The organism is Burkholderia ubonensis subsp. mesacidophila (genome assembly GCF_002097715.1).
Taxonomy (GTDB): Bacteria; Pseudomonadota; Gammaproteobacteria; order Burkholderiales; family Burkholderiaceae; genus Burkholderia; species Burkholderia mesacidophila.
In genome coordinates this window covers 2,028,095-2,044,182 of record NZ_CP020738.1, presented here as the reverse complement: position 1 = coordinate 2,044,182, position 16,088 = coordinate 2,028,095, and the positions used below count along the sequence as shown (strand labels likewise).

The 16,088-nt window shown below is 67.3% G+C and carries 14 protein-coding genes and 1 pseudogene; 6 read left to right on the top strand and 9 right to left on the bottom strand.

Features of this window, described 5'->3' with window-relative positions; translation table 11 throughout:
• Positions 1–54: 54 nt before the first annotated feature.
• The 3 genes and pseudogenes from B7P44_RS26525 to B7P44_RS26515 form a co-directional block, all read right to left on the bottom strand.
• Entirely contained in the window at positions 55–510 is a 456-nt protein-coding gene (locus B7P44_RS26525; RefSeq protein WP_088511532.1) for a MarR family winged helix-turn-helix transcriptional regulator, read from the bottom strand.
• Positions 511–585: 75 nt separating this feature from the next.
• Positions 586–822: pseudogene (locus B7P44_RS26520) on the bottom strand (DUF7661 family protein).
• A gap of 30 nt (positions 823–852) precedes the next feature.
• Complete coding sequence (locus B7P44_RS26515; protein WP_084908885.1) at positions 853–1,917, bottom strand: serine hydrolase; 1,065 nt, start codon at positions 1,915–1,917, stop codon at positions 853–855.
• Positions 1,918–2,077: 160 nt separating this feature from the next.
• Between B7P44_RS26515 and B7P44_RS26510 the strand changes: the two genes are divergently transcribed.
• Positions 2,078–3,115, top strand: a complete 1,038-nt coding sequence (locus B7P44_RS26510) for a YxiH-YxzG fusion protein (protein WP_084908884.1) — start codon at positions 2,078–2,080, stop codon at positions 3,113–3,115.
• 4 nt (positions 3,116–3,119) lie between these two features.
• Here the strand turns inward: B7P44_RS26510 and B7P44_RS26505 are convergent, their stop codons facing one another.
• Positions 3,120–3,995: a LysR family transcriptional regulator gene (locus tag B7P44_RS26505; protein WP_084908883.1), complete on the bottom strand. Its 876-nt coding sequence runs from the start codon at positions 3,993–3,995 to the stop codon at positions 3,120–3,122.
• 93 nt (positions 3,996–4,088) lie between these two features.
• On the opposite strand from B7P44_RS26505, the gene B7P44_RS26500 reads away from it, so the two are divergent.
• Complete coding sequence (locus B7P44_RS26500; RefSeq protein ID WP_231716709.1) at positions 4,089–4,343, top strand: hypothetical protein; 255 nt, start codon at positions 4,089–4,091, stop codon at positions 4,341–4,343.
• 166 nt (positions 4,344–4,509) lie between these two features.
• On the top strand, positions 4,510–4,785 hold the full coding sequence (locus B7P44_RS26495; RefSeq protein ID WP_084908881.1) for a helix-turn-helix domain-containing protein: 276 nt from the start codon (positions 4,510–4,512) through the stop codon (positions 4,783–4,785).
• 54 nt (positions 4,786–4,839) lie between these two features.
• Here the strand turns inward: B7P44_RS26495 and B7P44_RS26490 are convergent, their stop codons facing one another.
• From B7P44_RS26490 to B7P44_RS26475, 4 genes are all read right to left on the bottom strand, one after another.
• Positions 4,840–5,583, bottom strand: coding sequence for a transporter (locus B7P44_RS26490; protein ID WP_084910039.1), 744 nt, complete (start codon positions 5,581–5,583; stop codon positions 4,840–4,842).
• Between the two features lie 76 nt (positions 5,584–5,659).
• Positions 5,660–8,425: a magnesium-translocating P-type ATPase gene (mgtA, locus tag B7P44_RS26485; RefSeq protein WP_084908880.1), complete on the bottom strand. Its 2,766-nt coding sequence runs from the start codon at positions 8,423–8,425 to the stop codon at positions 5,660–5,662.
• A 608-nt stretch (positions 8,426–9,033) separates the two neighbouring features.
• Positions 9,034–9,450 carry a cupin domain-containing protein gene (locus B7P44_RS26480; protein WP_084910038.1) on the bottom strand — a complete coding sequence of 139 codons (417 nt, stop codon included), beginning with the start codon at positions 9,448–9,450 and terminating at the stop codon, positions 9,034–9,036.
• 159 nt (positions 9,451–9,609) lie between these two features.
• Entirely contained in the window at positions 9,610–11,244 is a 1,635-nt protein-coding gene (locus tag B7P44_RS26475; protein ID WP_084908879.1) for a S8 family peptidase, read from the bottom strand.
• A gap of 479 nt (positions 11,245–11,723) precedes the next feature.
• Here B7P44_RS26475 and B7P44_RS26470 point away from each other — a divergent pair, with 479 nt between their 5' ends.
• The gene (locus B7P44_RS26470; protein ID WP_084908878.1) at positions 11,724–12,620 is read left to right on the top strand and encodes a glutamate/aspartate ABC transporter substrate-binding protein; all 897 of its coding nucleotides are present in this window, start codon (positions 11,724–11,726) and stop codon (positions 12,618–12,620) included.
• Positions 12,621–12,709: 89 nt separating this feature from the next.
• On the opposite strand, the gene B7P44_RS26465 is transcribed toward B7P44_RS26470, so the two are convergent.
• A complete protein-coding gene (locus B7P44_RS26465; RefSeq protein WP_231716708.1) occupies positions 12,710–13,258 on the bottom strand; it encodes a DUF2625 family protein in 549 nt (182 codons plus the stop codon).
• 190 nt (positions 13,259–13,448) lie between these two features.
• On the opposite strand from B7P44_RS26465, the gene B7P44_RS26460 reads away from it, so the two are divergent.
• Together B7P44_RS26460 and B7P44_RS26455 are read left to right on the top strand one after the other, a co-directional pair.
• On the top strand, positions 13,449–15,311 hold the full coding sequence (locus B7P44_RS26460) for a methyl-accepting chemotaxis protein (protein ID WP_084908876.1): 1,863 nt from the start codon (positions 13,449–13,451) through the stop codon (positions 15,309–15,311).
• Between the two features lie 174 nt (positions 15,312–15,485).
• Positions 15,486–16,067: a hemerythrin domain-containing protein gene (locus tag B7P44_RS26455; RefSeq protein WP_084910037.1), complete on the top strand. Its 582-nt coding sequence runs from the start codon at positions 15,486–15,488 to the stop codon at positions 16,065–16,067.
• The last annotated feature ends 21 nt before the right edge of the window (positions 16,068–16,088 follow it).

Genomic DNA, 16,088 nt, shown 5'->3' with positions numbered 1-16,088 from the left:
ACGGTGGTGGGGGGCGGAACGCGCGCGGCTGTGCTGGCGCGCGCATCGCCGGAATCAGGTGTCGCCGATGCGCCTGATCAGCGGAATCGCGGCGGCGAGCGTGCGGATTTCTTCGGGGTCGAGCTTGTCGATCGCGGCGCCGAGCCACTGGTGCTTGGCCGCGTTGCGCTTGCGCCGCGCTTCGCGGCCGGCGGCGGTCAGCACGAACAGGATCTGGCGGCCGTCGGTCGGATGCGGCTCGCGCATGACGAGGCCGTCTTCCTCCAGGCTCGCGAGAATCGCCTTCATCGACTGCGGCTTCATCGCCTCGGCGCGCGCGAGATCGGCGGTCGTCATCGGCCCGTTTCGTTCGAGGCGCGCGAGCGCGCTCGTCTGGGACATGCCGAGCCCTTCGGATTCGATTTCGGAGCGGAGCCGGCGGATGAGCTGGCCGACCGCGAGGGTCAGGTCGGCGGCGACCGCTTCGGCGGCTTTGGCGGAGGGGCGCGGTGGGTTCATGCGGCGGATCATAGGGTATGAAAGTTTAACTTGCAAGTTAAACTGTCAAATTGACTCGGGCGGAATGCAGGAAAGCGCAGTGCGACGCTAATCGCGCTTCAGCGACGCGATGGGCTTGACCGAATCGTTGCGCGGCGTGGCGTTCTCGTGCAGCAGGTCGCCGAGGTACTGCGCGAGTTCGTCGGCGGCGACGTCGGCCGGGAGCGGCAGGTTGGCGGGGCGGCGCTTGCCGTCGGCGCCGAGGTCGAACACGCGTCAGCGATCCTGCTCGCGCACCACCGCAAGCAGGCGTCCGAATGCGTTGAAGCGATATTCGTCCTTGATGTCATGCTCCCGAAGGTCCATGTCTCGTGATCACATCAACGAGCAGGCCAGCCAGCGACGGATCCTGAGCGCGTCGCTCGTCACGCCGTCACGCGTCGGCGAACCCAGCAGCACGATGGTCTGCGGCCGGCCGCGCACGAGCGCGCGCATCACGACGCCGTGGCCCGCTTCGTTGATGAAGCCGGTTTTCTGCAGCTGGATCGGCCATTGGCCGTATCGCACCAGCGGATCGGAGTTCACGTAGAGCAGCTTGCCGTCGCCGGGATGGACGGTGCGCGACTTCGCGGTCGAGAAGCGCCGGATCAGCGGGTCGCGCGCCGCGGCGTCGACGAGCAGCGCGAGTTCCTCGGCCGTCGACACGTTGTGCGGCGACAGGCCCGTCGCTTCCCGAAAGCGGGTGTGGCGCATGCCGAGCCGCCGCGCCTCCCGGTTCATCGCGGCCACGAATGCGGGACGCCCGCCCGGATAGTCGCGGCTCAACGCGGCTGCCGCGCGGTTCTCCGACGACATCAGCGCGATGCGGACCATGTCGCGGCGCGACAGCGTCGAGCCGACCGACAGCCGCGAATGCGTGAACTTGATCGTGTCGCGATCGTGCGCGGTGACGCGCAGCATGCCGTCCAGCGGGCGGTCCGCGTCACGGGCGACGACCGCCGTCATCAGCTTCGAGATCGATGCGATCGGCCGCACGGTGCGCGCGTTGCGGGCCAGCAGCGGCGTGCCGGTGCGGACGTCGAGCACGTAGGCGGCGCGTGAATGCAGCGCGTCGACCGCGCGCGGGGTGAAGCCGCAGCTCGCCAGCAGGCGGGGTTTCGTCGCGGGGCGAGGGCGGGTCGAGGCGGTGCGTTTCGCGCGACGGTGTTGGGGGGCCGGCGCGGCGTGGCGCTTGACCGCGTGATGTCGCGCGCGGGGGCGGCGGTGCTTGACGGCCTTGCGGTGGGCAGTCGCTTTCTTGACGGCCGTCGCATGCCCGTGTGCGGGACGGTGCGATGCGCGCTGCGCGAAGGCGTTCGCGGCAAAAGCGAGCATCAGGATCGACAGGGTGATGAGCAGGTAATTCCGGGCGCGGGGGGCGCGTACGACGAAGCCGGTCAATCGGAAGTCTCCTTTGCACGCGCGACGATGCGGCGTGCAATGCGCTGGCGGTCAGGGGATGCGGGAAATTATAAGGTCGATCGCGCCGCGCAGCGGCGCGAGTGCGTGACAAACGGCGCTCGGATCGGCAAGATGCCGAAGCTTCTTGCCAGGAGATCTCATGTCCCGCCGTCCCCATGTCTGGCGTGCATCGCCGCTCGCATCGATCGACAGTCTGTCCGCGACAGGCGAACTCGCAGCCTTCAACGTGGGGCCGGACGATGCCGTCTACATGGCGTTTGCACTGGAGCCGCTCGATTACCGGATCCAGTCGACCGGCGCCTCGTTCGTGAAAACCAGGCCTTCGGCGTTGCAGCGATATCGCGTGTTCGCATGGAAAGACGGGAACGTGCTGCTGGATCTCGTCATCGACAACGAGCCGTTCAACATTCACGAAGTTCAGCCTGTCGGTGATGATCTGCTGTTCGTTTGCGCCCGGTCCGTCTACCGCGGGCCGGACGATTTCGACCTGAACGGCCGCCTCTATCGCCGCGACGGCACGCCATGCGGCGAGATCCTGCTTGGCGACGGCATCCAAACCGTGCAGGTCACAGGTGCTGGCGAAATCTGGACGTCCTATTTCGACGAAGGCGTCTTCGGCAACTACGGCTGGTCGCCGCCTGTGGGCGAAGCGGGGCTGATCGCCTGGAACAGGCGGGGCGACCAGCTCTACACATTTGCGCCCCCCGACGGGCTCGGCGCGATCTGCGATTGCTACGCGCTCAACGTGTCGAGCGACCGGGACGTGTGGCTCTGCTACTACGATGAATTCGCGCTCGTCCATCTGCGCGACCGGCAGGCGGTCGCGTCATGGGGCATGCCGGCCCGCGGTTGCCACGCGTTCGCCGTGATGGCCGATCCGACGCAACAAGGCGGATACGTCGCGCTGTTGGGCGGCTCGTACGAAGACCGCAATGCGTTGCATCTCGTGCGGCTCGGCCGCAGCGGCGACGCCCGGCTGATTCGTACGTATCGCCTGCAGGGCGATGGTCCCGAGCCTGTCGAGATCGTTCGGATGGTCGGCCGGGGGCGCGCGTTGCATGTCGTCGGTACGGATCGTAACGTCTATCGGATCGATATCGCCGATATCGCGACCGTCGGCCATGGTGCGGACGGCGCGCAGCCGACGTGTGATATCCGCGCGGCGGCGGCTGGTTGACGCGTCAGCCGCCTTTCATCGCCGCCCGCATGAACGACACGAAGCGCGACGTCACGGGGTCGTCGCACGTCGACGGCCACGCGAGCCCGACGCGCCATTTCGCGTGCTTGCCGGGCAGCGGCAGCACCGTCGCGTCCCGCAGCAGATGCTGCGCGCGCGAAGGAATGAACGCGACCCCCACGCCCGCCGCAACCGACGTGAGCACCGACTGCACGTCTTCGGCCTGCTGCGTCACGTTCGGCACGAAGCCGCGTTCGCGGCACCACCGGTCGATCTGCGCGGCAAGCCCGGCGCCGCGTGCACGCTGCAACGCGATGAAGCCGATTTCATTGAGCACGTCGAGATCGGCCGGCACGCGCGTATGGCGAAGCTGCGGCGGCAGGGCCAGCGCAAGCGCTTCGTCGACCACCTTGAACGACGACAGGCCGTCCCCGGGCGGCAGGCGCATGAAGCCCGCATCCAGCTTGCCGGCCAGTATGCGGCGCGCCTGCTCGGCGGACGACAGGTCGCTCAGCGTGACGGCGACGTCCGGATGCTGACGGCGAAACTCGGCGATCAGCCGCGGTACGATCGTCAGCACCGACAGGCAGATGCCGATGCGCAAGTGGCCACGCCGGCCGCTGCTCGCTTCCCGTGCGCGCGACAGGATCTCGTCCGCGTCGCGCACGAGTGCCTGCGCATCGGACAGGAAGCGCTCGCCGAACGGCGTGAGTTCCGCGCCGTGCCGCCCCCGTTCGAACAGCTTGCCGCCGAGGCTCGCTTCCAGCGCGCCGATCTGCTTGCTGAGCGCCGGCTGGCTCATGTGCAGCGCGTCCGCCGCGCGGCTGAAGTGACGCAGCTCGGTCACCGTCAGGAACGTCCTGAGGAGTTTCAGTTCCATTCTGGAAAAGAATCGTTTCGGTCAAAACATTCATTTTACTGATCGATCGGCAGCGCGTTCAATACGGGCATGTCCTTCCCGAAATCCTCCGTCATGTCTCTTCGCCCCACGTTGCAGAACCCGATCGGCGCGGCCGGCGTCGGCGCGGCCGGTGAACCCGCCAACGTGGACGCCTGCGCGGCCGGTGACGAACGCGACGCGGCGCCGGTTCGCGGTCCCGATCCGCGCGGCGCACGCGGCCGCCGCGTCCGCTTCGGCGACGCGATACCCGACGCGCCCGCTCGCGCAGCGACAGGCGCGATCGCGATCAGCTTCGCCGTTGTATCACGCAAGCATTGGCCCCGCTGAGCGCCGATGCGTCGTTTCCGGCCGCATCCTGTCGTGACGGAAGCGGTATAGTGTGCCGGCCATCGGAATGCGTTTGCTCCGCGGAAAACGCATTGTGATGATCGGCAGGAGGCGGAACTGTGCTCCTGACGCAAGCCTCATTCACGATCTCTGCCGCACGGACACGATGACCACCGCATCACACGAAGACGACCTCGATCCCGCCCTTGTCGCGGCCCTCGCGACGCTGCACGAAGCCGCCAACGATCCGGCCGGCAAGCAATGGTCGCTGCCGAAGCTCGCGAAGCGCGCGCAGTTGCCGATGAGCACGCTGCGCCGCGTGCTGACGCAGCTCGACGGCGGCGGCCTGACCACGACCACCTTGCGCGAGGACGGCACGGGCAGCGCGGCGCTGACTGATGAAGGGCGCGCGCTGTGCGCGCAGCTCTTCGATGCGACGTAAAAAAGGCGGGCCGCCAAAGCAGCCCGCCTTCGGTTGTCGCGAATCTGCGGCGCCTTACCACCGCGCCGTGATCCCGCCCATGACCGAATGGTCGTAAGTCTGATCGTTCAGGCCGCGGCGATACCCGACGTCGAGATCGAGCCAGCGCTTCGGCGAATAGATCGCGCCCGCGATCACGAACGCCGGATTCGCGCCGGCGCGGGGCTCGGCATTGCGTGACATCCCGACGTCCACGACCAGCTGCAGCTTGTCCGTCGCACGGTAGAGCGCCGCGCCGGAAACCTGCCAGATCGACGTGAGCTCGTCGTGCCGGTTCGGCTGGTACGTGATCCCCGCATTCGCCAGGAACGACACCTTCGCGACGTCGGCCTGCGCAAGCAGCGTCGCGCCGGCGCCGACGCGTCCGGTCCCGAGCCCGCGCCGGTCGTTGCCGGTCGGCATCGTCACCCTGGGCTTGAGTGCGAGACTGAACGGCCCGTGCTCGACGAACCGCCATTTCATCCCGATCTCGACATCGCCGAATCCCGCCCCGTTCTCGTCCGACCGGGTCTGCACGTGCGTATAGGGCGCGTTGACGTACAGGTCGACGCGATCGCCGAAGCCGCGCGTCAATGTCGCGTTCCACAGCCCGTGCCGGCCGGTCTCTTCCTGTTTCGACGTTTCCTCGGCATTCAGTTCCAGCTGCCAGTTCGCGTCGCCCTGCGTGCCCGTATCGTCGCTGACGAGCGGATGGGTCGCGTACGCGCCCGACGGCGCGAAGAGGGTGCCCGCGACGGCGAGCGGAAGCATTCTTTTCATGACATTCCCCGAAAGGCGTTGCGCGCGGCGGCCCCGCGCATCGTGCACGGGGCCGCCGCTCTTCATGCGCGATGAATCAGAACCACTGCTTGTAGCGGCGCACGTAGATCGTCTTGACCATCTGCGCGAGCAGGATGTAGCCGACCATCGTCGCCGCGAGCCACAGCCAGTAGCTGCCGGGCAGGTGCATGAAGCCGAGCGAGTCCGCGAACGGCGAGAACGGCAGCCAGCAGCCGATCGCGATCGCGGTGACCGTCGACAGCAGCACCGGCAGCGCGGCCGTGCTTTGCAGGAACGGGATCTTCTGCGTGCGCAGCAGGTGCACGACGAGCGTCTGCGACACGAGGCTCTCGATGAACCAGCCGGAATTCATCACGACCTGGCCGCCCGAGCCGCCATGCAGGTGATACAGCGCGCCCGCGCCGAACACGGTCCACATCAGCAGGTACGTGGTGATGTCGAACACCGACGACGTCGGCCCGACCCACATCATGAAGCGGCGGATGTTGCCGGCTTCCCACTTGCGCGGCTTCTTCAGGAACTCGGGGTCCATCTTGTCCCACGGCAGCAGCATCTGCGACGTGTCGTAGATCAGGTTCAGCACCAGCAGCTGGGTCGCGAGCATCGGCTCCCACGGCAGGAACGCGCTGGCGACGAGCACCGAGAACACGTTGCCGAAGTTCGAGCTGGCCGTCATGTTCAGGTACTTGAGAATGTTGCCGAACGTTTCGCGGCCCTTGATCACGCCTTCCTCGAGCACCATCAGGCTCTTCTCGAGCAGGATGATGTCGGCGGTTTCCTTCGCGATGTCCGCGCCGCTGTCGACGGAAATGCCGACGTCGGCGTCGCGCAGCGCGGGCGCGTCGTTGATGCCGTCACCGAGGAAGCCGACGGTGTGGCCGTTCGCCTGCAGCGCCGTGACGATGCGCGCCTTCTGCAGCGGCGTGAGCTTCGCGAACACGGTCGTGCGTTCGACGACCTGCGCGAGCGTCGCGTCGTCGAGCGCGTCGACTTCGGGGCCGAGCACCGGCTTGCCGGGTTCGAGGCCGACCTGGCGGCACACCTTGATCGTGACGGTCGGGTTGTCGCCGGTCAGCACCTTCACGGCGACGCCGTTCTCGCGCAGCGCGGCGAGCGCGGGCGCGGCCGATTCCTTCGGCGGATCGAGGAAGGTCAGGAAGCCGCGCACGACGAGGTCGCGCTCGTCGGCGGTGCGGTATTGCTCGCGCTCGTCGCCGCGCGGGATCGCGCGGGTGGCCAGCACCAGCACGCGGAAGCCGTCCTCGTTGTACGCATTCGCCTGTTCGAGCAGCCGCTTGCGGGCGACGAAGTCGAGCGGCCGCACGCCGTCCTCATCCTGCACGTGGGTCGATACCGCCAGCATTTCCTCGACGGCGCCCTTGCAGATCAGCGTGTGCGTGCCGCGCGTGTCCTCGACGACAACCGACAGGCGGCGGCGCACGAAGTCGAACGGCAGTTCGTCGATCTTCTTGTAGCCCTGCGGCTTCACGCGCTCGCCGATTTCGTTCGCGCGCGTGACGATCGCGATGTCGATCAGGTTCTTCTGGCCGCTCTGGTGGAAGCTGTTCAGCCAGCCGAGCCGCAGGATTTCCTCGTTCTTGTGGCCGGACAGGTCGAGATGGTGTTCGAGGATGATCTTGTCCTGCGTGAGCGTGCCGGTCTTGTCGGTGCAGAGCACGTCCATCGCGCCGAAGTTCTGCACGGAGTTCAGCCGCTTGACGACGACCTTGCGGCGCGCCATCGCGACCGCGCCGCGCGCGAGGTTCGCGCTGACGATCATCGGCAGCATTTCGGGCGTCAGGCCGACGGCCACCGCGAGCGCGAAGGTGAGGGCGCTCAGCCAGTCGCCCTTGGTCAACCCGTTGATCAGGAAGACGATCGGCACCATCACGAACATGAACTTGATCAGCAGCCAGCTCACGCTCGCGACGCCGCGGTCGAAGCTGGTCTCGATGCGCTTGTGGCTGACGACGTTGCGCGCGAGCGACCCGAAGTAGGTGTCTTCGCCGGTCGCGACGACGACGGCCGTCGCGGTGCCGCTCACGACGTTGGTGCCCATGAAGCAGACGTTCTCGAGATCGAGCAGCGACATCGATGCGTCGTTCGCCGCGCTGGCCGCGCGCGTGTTCGCGGACTTGCCGGCGACCGCGCCGAGCGTGTCGTATTTCTCGACCGGCAGCGCTTCGCCGGTCAGCACGGCCTGGCTGATGAACAGGTCGCGGGATGCGAGGAGGCGCACGTCGGCGGGGATCATGTCGCCGGCCGACAGATGCACGATGTCGCCGACCACCACCTCGCGCATCGGCACTTCGCGCCGCGCCGGCTCGGCGGTGTCGGTCACCGCGCGCTGCACGGTCGCGGTCGTGCGCACCATCGCCTTCAGCTTCTCGGCGGCGCGCAGCGAGCGGAATTCCTGCACGAAGCGCAGCAGCGCGCTGATCGTCACCATCGTCAGCAGGATCGTCATGCCGACGTAGTCGCGATCGTCGGGCGCCGCGAAGTAGACGTCGGTGCAGAAGCTGATCGCGGCGAGCACCAGCAGCACGTAGACGAAGGGGTTGTGGAACGACAGCAGCAGCTGGCGGGTCCAGTGCGGCGGCTTGTCGTGCGCGATTTCGTTCGGGCCGTCGAGTTGCAGGCGGTCGGCGGCCTGCTCGTAGGTGAGGCCGCGGGTGCTGGTGCGCAGCGACTTCAGCGTGTCGTCGAGCGGGCGGGCCGCTTCCTGCGCGGCGCGCATGATGTGCGGTTCGGCCTGCCGGCCGGTGCCGCCGGTGTTGATGAAACCGCGTTGTTTCTTGTGCGATGGGTTGCGTTGCGTCATGTGTTGCTCCTTGCGCGCGAGGCGGCGCGCGGGGAGCGCACGTCATCGACGAACGAGCGCTCCCCGCCGCGTCGCGTCAGGCGCGATCGGCTGTTGATCGGTGAAGGGGGGGCCGCTCGCCGGCGCGCGATGCGCGATCGGACGTGCCGTGCGGATGGCCGCACCGGCGAGCGGTAATCGACTACTGTCGTCGGAAGTCATCTGCACTCCTGTCGGTTGGCGGTCAGCGGCACGGGCGATCGATGGCGGTGCGTGCGTGACGGCACGCACGCCGGACGGCGCGCGAACGGAATGCGCACGCAGCAGTGCTGCGCGCGGGACGAGCGTGCGCGACCACGCGAGCGGTCGCGTATCGTTCAAAAAAATTCGGCGGGAATCTGGCCGGTCAGGCCGGAAGGACGCCGCATCCTGCTTCCCGGGATGCGGCAGAAGACGAGGCTCTGCGCAATTTCCTCAGGCGGCAGTCATGTTGGTCAAGCACCAACTACAACTCGCATCGGTGTTCACAGAACACTCCATGTGTTTAGACGGGGGCGATGGTAAAGGGCGGCAGTGCGAAGCGTCAACCCTTTCGTAAGACTTTTTTCGCTGTCCGCGTCGGCCTCGTGTCATGCATCGTCGGCCGGATCGTAAGGCTGCACCGTTTCGTGCTCGCCGGGCGCGTTGCGCGCGATGAGTGCCCGCACGGCGGTCGTGTCGCTCACGTTGAACGCCTGGTGCGGGACCCCGGGCGGAATGAACAGGAACTCGCCGGCCCCGGTGACGATCGTCTGGCGCAGACCCGGACCATAGTGCGTTTCGACGCGTCCTTCGAGCACGTAGACGGCGGTCTCGAAGCCGACGTGGATATGCGGCGTCGCATGTCCGCCGGGCGGGATCACGACGATGTGCATCGACAGCCCGGTCGCGCCCGCGGTTTGCGCGGAAATGCCGACGAAATAGGGCAGGCCCTGAGCCGTGTCGATCTTCCGGTCGGGGCGGACCGCGACGAGCGGCGTGTCCGCATGATGGCTGGCTGGGGACATGGGCGCTCCTTCGAATGGCCCGAATGCTTCGCCGGCGCTGAAATCGCGACGCACGGCGGCTCAGATCGATTCTAGGTCACGCTGCGCGCGCCGGAAACAAAACGGGCCTTCGGCATGCCGCCGAAGGCCCGTTCACGGCCGCGTCGCCGGCGAAGCGCGTTACTGCGCCGCCGCCGCTACCGCTGCGCCCGCATCGAGGATGCCCGAACCGGCGGGCATCGCCGAGCACGACGTGCCGGCCGCAAGTTTCGTCGCGCGCGCGCCGCCTTGCAGCTTCTGCTGGATCTGGGCCGGCGTGAGGTTGCCGTTCACGGCGAGCATCAGCGCCGCGACGCCCGCCACCTGCGGCGCCGCGAGGCTCGTGCCGTCCGCGAGGCCGTAGACGTCTGCGCCGGGCGTGGTCGTGCCGCTGTTCGACGTCGACAGGATGTTGACGCCGGGCGCGCTCAACGCAACGTCGCTGCCGAAGTTGCTGAAGGACGCCCGCCGGCCGGTCGCGTCGTTCGCACCGACGGCGATCACGCCGCGGCAGTTCGCGGGCTGGTCGAACGCCGTCGAGAGACCGTCGTTGCCGGCCGCGACGACGACCGTTACGCCCAGTGCGGTCACGTCGTCGATTGCCTGCTGGAACGTCTGGCTGCACGCGCCGGTGCCGCCGAGGCTCAGGTTGATGACCTTCGCCGGGTTCGCGTTCGTCGGCGCGCCGCTGACCGGGATGCCGGCGGCCCAGCGCATCGCGTCGGCGATGTCGCTCGTCGCGCCGCCGCACTTGCCGAGCACGCGCACGGGCAGGATCTTGCCGAGCCACGACACGCCGGCGATGCCGATGTTGTTGTCCGCGGCGGCGCCGATCACGCCCGCGACGCGGGTGCCGTGCCAGCTGCTGTCGCTCGGGCTGCTCGCGCAGTGATAGAACGGGCCGCTTGCGTTGTCGAGCTCCTGCTGCGTGACCCAGTCGCCCGGATCGGTCGCGTCCGGGCCGCGCCCCTTGCCGTTGTTGCTCGTGTTGACGTTGGTGATGAAGCTATAGCCTTGCGCCACGAGGTTGGGCGCGAGATCCGGGTGCGGACGATAGCCGGTGTCGAGCACGGCGGTCACGACGGTCGGCGAGCCCTTGGCGCGGGTCCAGGCGGCGGGCAGGTTGATGCCGGCCGTCGGATCGGTGGCATACCACTGCTGGCTGAAGAGCGGATCGGTCGGAATATCGCGCACACCCATCCGGCTGTCCGGCTCAGCATAGTCGACGTCGGCATCGGCGGCGAAGATCTGCGCGAGCGCCGCCGCATCGGCGGCGGTGACGGACTGGCCGAGCGACAGCACGGCCGCGCCGCTTGCCATCGCGTGCTCGACCTGCACGTTCAGTTGCGAGCGGCCGGTCGTGCTCGCGAACGCGCGCGCGCTGCCGGTCGGCGCGACCCATTGGTTCATCGCCCGCTGGATCACGGCGTCGAACCGCGATGCGGTGTTGGAGGCTGCCATCGCGTGCGTGGCGGTCGACGTTTTCAGCTTGATGATCAGGTGGTCGACCGGCGGCGCGTTCGCTGCGATGGCCTGCTGCACCATCTGCGTGGACGCCTGCTGCGCGGCACATGCGGCGCTGTTGGGCGATGAAGGCGCGGGCGCCGGGGCGGGTGCAGGCGCGGGCGCCGGCGCGGCCGTGGACGGCGTCGCGCTGTCGCCGCCGCCGCCGCCGCAACCGGCGAGCGGCAACAGGGCCGCCGCGGACAGCACGCCGGCGAGGGCGCGGGATTGCGTGAATCGGGCCACGGCGGGAGTGAAACGTTTGGCTCTCATGTTGGTTGTTCCTGTTAGGTAGCCGTTGTGCCGACAGTGGCGGTCGGTCGGCGGTGGCCCGGTCGCCGCCCGCGTTCGCGGCGGCGCCCGGCGGACAGCCGGCCTTTCTCGGTGTTCTCGGGCGGCCGGTGCGAGGGTTGCTGCGGCGCGCCACGCATTGGGTAACGGCCAGCGTGGGCGCTTCTTGAGCGGTTTCAAAAGAAAACATGGCGGCCGCGCAAACGATAGCGTTGTTGCGCGCCCGCACGAACGGGCGTTTGGAACGGGTGATCGTGCGGGGGGCCGGCGGCGGCGTCAGGCCGCGCGTAGCGGGGGCGGCACCCGACATGCCGCCGTGGCGATGCTGCGTCGCAGCATGCCGGGTGGGGGATCGGGCGGCAGCCTGCGCGATGACCGGCCACCTTACGCTTTCCCTGATGCGGGGAGATTTTGTCGAGCGTACGATCGCAGTTCGACCAACGATTCGTCAGGAGACATGCATGGACCGTCGTTACCGCTGGTTGGCTTTTGCGATGTCGTGCGCGCTGGCGGGCGCCGCGCACGCGCAGGCGCTCACGGGCACGCTGAAGAAGATCAAGGACACGGGCGTCGTGTCGCTCGGCATCCGCGAATCGTCGGTGCCGTTCTCGTATTCGGACAACCAGCAGAAGAACATCGGCTATTCGCGGGACATCGCGTCGCGCATCATCGAGCAGCTGAAGACGGAGCTGAACCTGCCCGGCCTCGCGGTGAAGGAGATTCCGATCACGTCGCAGAACCGGATTCCGCTATTGCAGAACGGCACGATCGATTTCGAATGCGGGTCGACGACGAACACGCTCGAACGGCAGAAGCAGGCGGCGTTCTCCAACAGCATCTTTCTCTACGGCATCCGCTTCAGCACGCGCAAGGATTCGGGCGTGAAGGACTTTTCGGACCTAGCGGGCAAGACGGTCGCGACGACGGCCGGCACGTCGGACGAGCGCCTGCTGCGCAAGCTGAACGAAGAGAAGAACATGAACATGACGATCATCAGCGCGAAGGACCACGCGGAAGCGTTCATGAACGTGACGACCGGGCGTGCGGTCGCGTTCGTGATGGACGAGCCGCTGCTCTACGGCGAGCTCGCGAAGGACCGGAATCCGGGCGCGTATACGGTTACGGGCACGCCGCTCGTCCACGAGAACTACGCATGCATGATGCGCAGGGACGATCCGGCGTTCAAGCGCGTCGTCGACGGCGTGATCGCGAAGATGCAGACCTCCGGCGACGCCGAGAAGCTCTACAACCGCTGGTTCACGCAGCCGATTCCGCCGAAGGGCATGAACCTGAACTATCCGCTGTCGGCCGAAATGCGGCAGCTGTTCAGGAATCCGACGGATCAGGCTCAGTATTGAATTGAGCGGGGCGGGCTGGGTCGTTGTGTGCGCAACCTAAGGTGCGCGCCGATGTTTGCCCGCCTGGCAGATTTTCCGTTAGCGCCCGATCACGGCTGTCTTGAGCGCGCGGATTTTAAATCGATCGAGAGCGCGTACAGCTCGGAAACACGGACCGCTTTGCGGCTGCCATGTTGAACCGATCCTTCTTTCGTCCAGAGGAATGGATAGAAACTGAAACATTCGTCCGGCCCCAGGCTCCGCACATCGGATTGCCAGCCGGGCCAACGCATGCTCGAATAGAAATCACTCAGCCTGTCGGTGACGCACCATCGCAGAAAGTCGCCGTATCCGATCTCGAGCGATTCCCACGTCAGGTTGTCAGGCGCCAGGTAGTACATCGAGCCGACGTCCTTTCCAAGCGCGCCTCCGTTCAGCGCGAAGAATCCGCCGACCACATCATCCGCGACCAATAGAAATCCGGAAGATCGCCCTTCGTTCCAGTCGACGATGTTCCTGGTGGGCCTGGGATGTCCCGAGCCAAGCAGGCGCAGGTAGCCGCTGTCCACGAGCATGCCGCCGGTCGAGTAAGCGCCGGCTCCCGTTCGTTCACCAGTTCGTTTAGCGGCCGCACGTCCATCTCCTTCCGCGTTGTTCAAAGTCCGCATCGGGCCGGACTATAACGGTTCGATAAGCACCGACCGGCACGTTCGCCGCCGGAGTCTGCACCGGCAAACCGCAGAATCTTCAATCCCTGATGCCGACTATTTGCGTTCAGCCATAACGTTCTGCGCGCGTGTGCCGATAACCCGTGCTGGCTACAACCGAGCAAATGTCGAGGAATCCCCCATGCACTTCTGGCGCAAGCTTTCCATTCAGCGCAAGCTGGTTCTCAGCATGACCAGCTGTCTGCTGGTCTTCGTGGCGATCTCGAGCGTGCTGAGCGTCCGCCTGATCGGCAGCGCGGTGCGCGAGCGTGTCGTGCACGACGAACTGCCGACGGCGTTGAACAGCATCCGCGCCGACGTGCAGCGCCAGCTCGCCGGACCGGTCGCGGCGTCGCGGCTGCTGGCCGGCGATGCGTTTCTGCTGCAATGGGAGGCCGACGGCGAACCCGAGGCCGGCACGCGCAACTGGGTGCGTCTCGCGGAGAACGTGAAGACGGCGCAGAAGGCGGCGTCCGTGCAGTGGGTGTCGACGACGAGCGGCAACTACTTCACCGAGGCCGGGCTGCAGCGCAAGCTCGGCGACAAGGATCGATGGCTGACCGCGTTCCTCGCGTCCGGCAAGCCGTTCGAGGTCAACATGGACCGCGACGTGACGCTCGGCGGCTACATGATGTTCATCAATGCGCGCGTGGAGCGCGACGGCAATCCGGTCGGCGCGGCCGGCATGAGCCTGTCGGTGGACGCGCTGGCCAGGAACATCGCGGCCTACCGGATCGGCGAGACCGGGTTTGCGTACCTCGTGCGCCCGGACGGCGCGATCATGATGCATCGCGACACGGCGCTGATCGACGGCAAGCACTTCATGAAGGACGAACCCGGGCTGCCCGGCGACGCGTCGGCGGTGCTGCTGGCCGGCAAGCCCTACGCATACGTCAGCTATGCGGGACCGGACGGCGCGCGTTTCATCGCCACGTCGTTCATTCCGGAGGTGAACGCGTATGTCGTGGTCCAGGTTCCGGAGGCGGAACTGCTCGGGCCCGTGACCCGTGCGATCCGGAACGCGACGCTGGTGGCGACCGTCGCCGGGTTGGGCGTCGCGCTGGCGGTCATCCTGCTGGTCGGCCGGGCGATCGCCGCACCGTTGCGGCGCGCCGCGACGCTGCTCGCCGAAATCGCCAGCGGGCAGGGCGATCTCACCCGCCGCATGACGGTCGAGAGCGAGGACGAGATCGGGCAGCTGTCGGACGCGTTCAACCGTTTCGTGTCGTCGCTCTCGACGCTCGTCCATCGCGTGCGGGCGGCGTCCGCGTCGATCGCGACAGGCTCCTCGCAGATTGCGTCGGGCAACGCGGATCTCAGCGCGCGCACCGAAGGGCAGTCGAGCAACCTGGAGCGGACCGCGTCGTCGATGGAGGAGATCACCGCCGTCGTGAAGAACAACACGGAAACCGCCCGTACCGCGGCGCGGCTGGTCAACGGCGCGTCCGAAACCGCCGTGCGCGGCGGCCAGGTGGTCGGGGAAGTGGTGAGCACGATGGAGCAGATCAGCAACGCGTCGAACCGGATCTCCGAAATCATCGGGTTGATCGACAGCATCTCGTTCCAGACCAACATCCTCGCGCTCAATGCGGCGGTGGAAGCGGCGCGCGCCGGCGAACAGGGCCGCGGGTTCGCGGTGGTGGCCTCGGAAGTGCGCAGCCTCGCGCAGCGCAGCGCGCAGGCCGCGAAGGAGATCAAGGTGCTGATCGAGCACAGCGCCGGGACGGTGAGCGTCGGCTCGCGGCTCGTCGGCGAGGCCGGCGAGGTGATCCGCGACGTCGTTTCGCAGGTGCAGGGCGTCAGCGCGATGATGAACGAGATCGCCGAGGCGAGCCTCGAGCAAAGCGCCGGCATCGACCAGATCGGGGACGCGGTGCAGTCGCTCGACCAGATGACGCAGCAGAACGCGGCGCTGGTCGAACAGAGCGCGGCGGCGGCGGAGAGCCTCAACCAGCAGGCCGCGGAGCTGTCGCGGCTGATGGCGGCGTTCAAGGTCGACGGCTGACTCGACGCCTGACGCCGGGCGTTGATCGAGGTCAAGCCCGCCGGCCGGGTTGGCGCGACCATTTCAATTGACTGGTCCGAACGCCCCGGCCGCGGCGCCTCCCGCGCGGCGGAGGCGGCGCCGGACGAACACCGGGACGTTGCCGTGCCGAACGCACGGCGGGAGGTGAGTGAAATGCGAGCCCCACAGCCAAGGAGCGCGGTACAGGTCATTCTCAGGGAGCATCGGCAGCTGTCGACCGTCATCTCGGGTATGCAGCACTTCGTCGAGCGGCTCGCCGGCGGCGCGACGATGCCGGGGCTGATGGTGTTCCGGGCCATGCTGTACTACATCCGCGAGTACCCGGAGCAGATCCATCATCCCAACGAGGATCGGTATCTGTTTGCGCGCCTGCGCCGCCGCACGCAAGCGCTGGACGAAGTCATCGACGCTCTCGAGGCGCAGCACGCGCAAGGCGAAGCGCTGCTGCGGAACATCGAGCATGAGCTGACGCGTTGCGAACAGGTCGGCGAATCCGCCTATCCGCAATTGCGCGCGGCGGTCGACGAATATGCCGCGTTCTACCTGAAGCACATGCACGTCGAGGAAGAGGTCATCCTGCCTGCCGCACGGCAATGGCTGACCGTGGAAGACTGGATCGAGCTCGACGACGCATTCGGCGCGAACCGGGATCCGTTCGAAGGCGAAAAGTTCGACGAGGATTTCGAGCGTCTGTATGCGCTGATCGTGCAGGTGATCCCGGAAGCGCAGGCGTAAGCGGGAGCGGGCGCCCGCTCG

What these genes read in the sequence shown, in the direction of transcription:
- B7P44_RS26525 (WP_088511532.1), bottom strand. Translation starts at nt 510, where the DNA reads ATGATCCGCCGCATGAACCCACCGCGCCCCTCCGCCAAAGCCGCCGAA.
- B7P44_RS26510 (WP_084908884.1), top strand. Translation starts at nt 2,078, where the DNA reads ATGTCCCGCCGTCCCCATGTCTGGCGTGCATCGCCGCTCGCATCGATC.
- B7P44_RS26505 (WP_084908883.1), bottom strand. Translation starts at nt 3,995, where the DNA reads ATGGAACTGAAACTCCTCAGGACGTTCCTGACGGTGACCGAGCTGCGT.
- B7P44_RS26500 (WP_231716709.1), top strand. Translation starts at nt 4,089, where the DNA reads ATGTCTCTTCGCCCCACGTTGCAGAACCCGATCGGCGCGGCCGGCGTC.
- B7P44_RS26495 (WP_084908881.1), top strand. Translation starts at nt 4,510, where the DNA reads ATGACCACCGCATCACACGAAGACGACCTCGATCCCGCCCTTGTCGCG.
- B7P44_RS26490 (WP_084910039.1), bottom strand. Translation starts at nt 5,583, where the DNA reads ATGAAAAGAATGCTTCCGCTCGCCGTCGCGGGCACCCTCTTCGCGCCG.
- mgtA (WP_084908880.1), bottom strand. Translation starts at nt 8,425, where the DNA reads ATGACGCAACGCAACCCATCGCACAAGAAACAACGCGGTTTCATCAAC.
- B7P44_RS26480 (WP_084910038.1), bottom strand. Translation starts at nt 9,450, where the DNA reads ATGTCCCCAGCCAGCCATCATGCGGACACGCCGCTCGTCGCGGTCCGC.
- B7P44_RS26475 (WP_084908879.1), bottom strand. Translation starts at nt 11,244, where the DNA reads ATGAGAGCCAAACGTTTCACTCCCGCCGTGGCCCGATTCACGCAATCC.
- B7P44_RS26470 (WP_084908878.1), top strand. Translation starts at nt 11,724, where the DNA reads ATGGACCGTCGTTACCGCTGGTTGGCTTTTGCGATGTCGTGCGCGCTG.
- B7P44_RS26460 (WP_084908876.1), top strand. Translation starts at nt 13,449, where the DNA reads ATGCACTTCTGGCGCAAGCTTTCCATTCAGCGCAAGCTGGTTCTCAGC.
- B7P44_RS26455 (WP_084910037.1), top strand. Translation starts at nt 15,486, where the DNA reads ATGCGAGCCCCACAGCCAAGGAGCGCGGTACAGGTCATTCTCAGGGAG.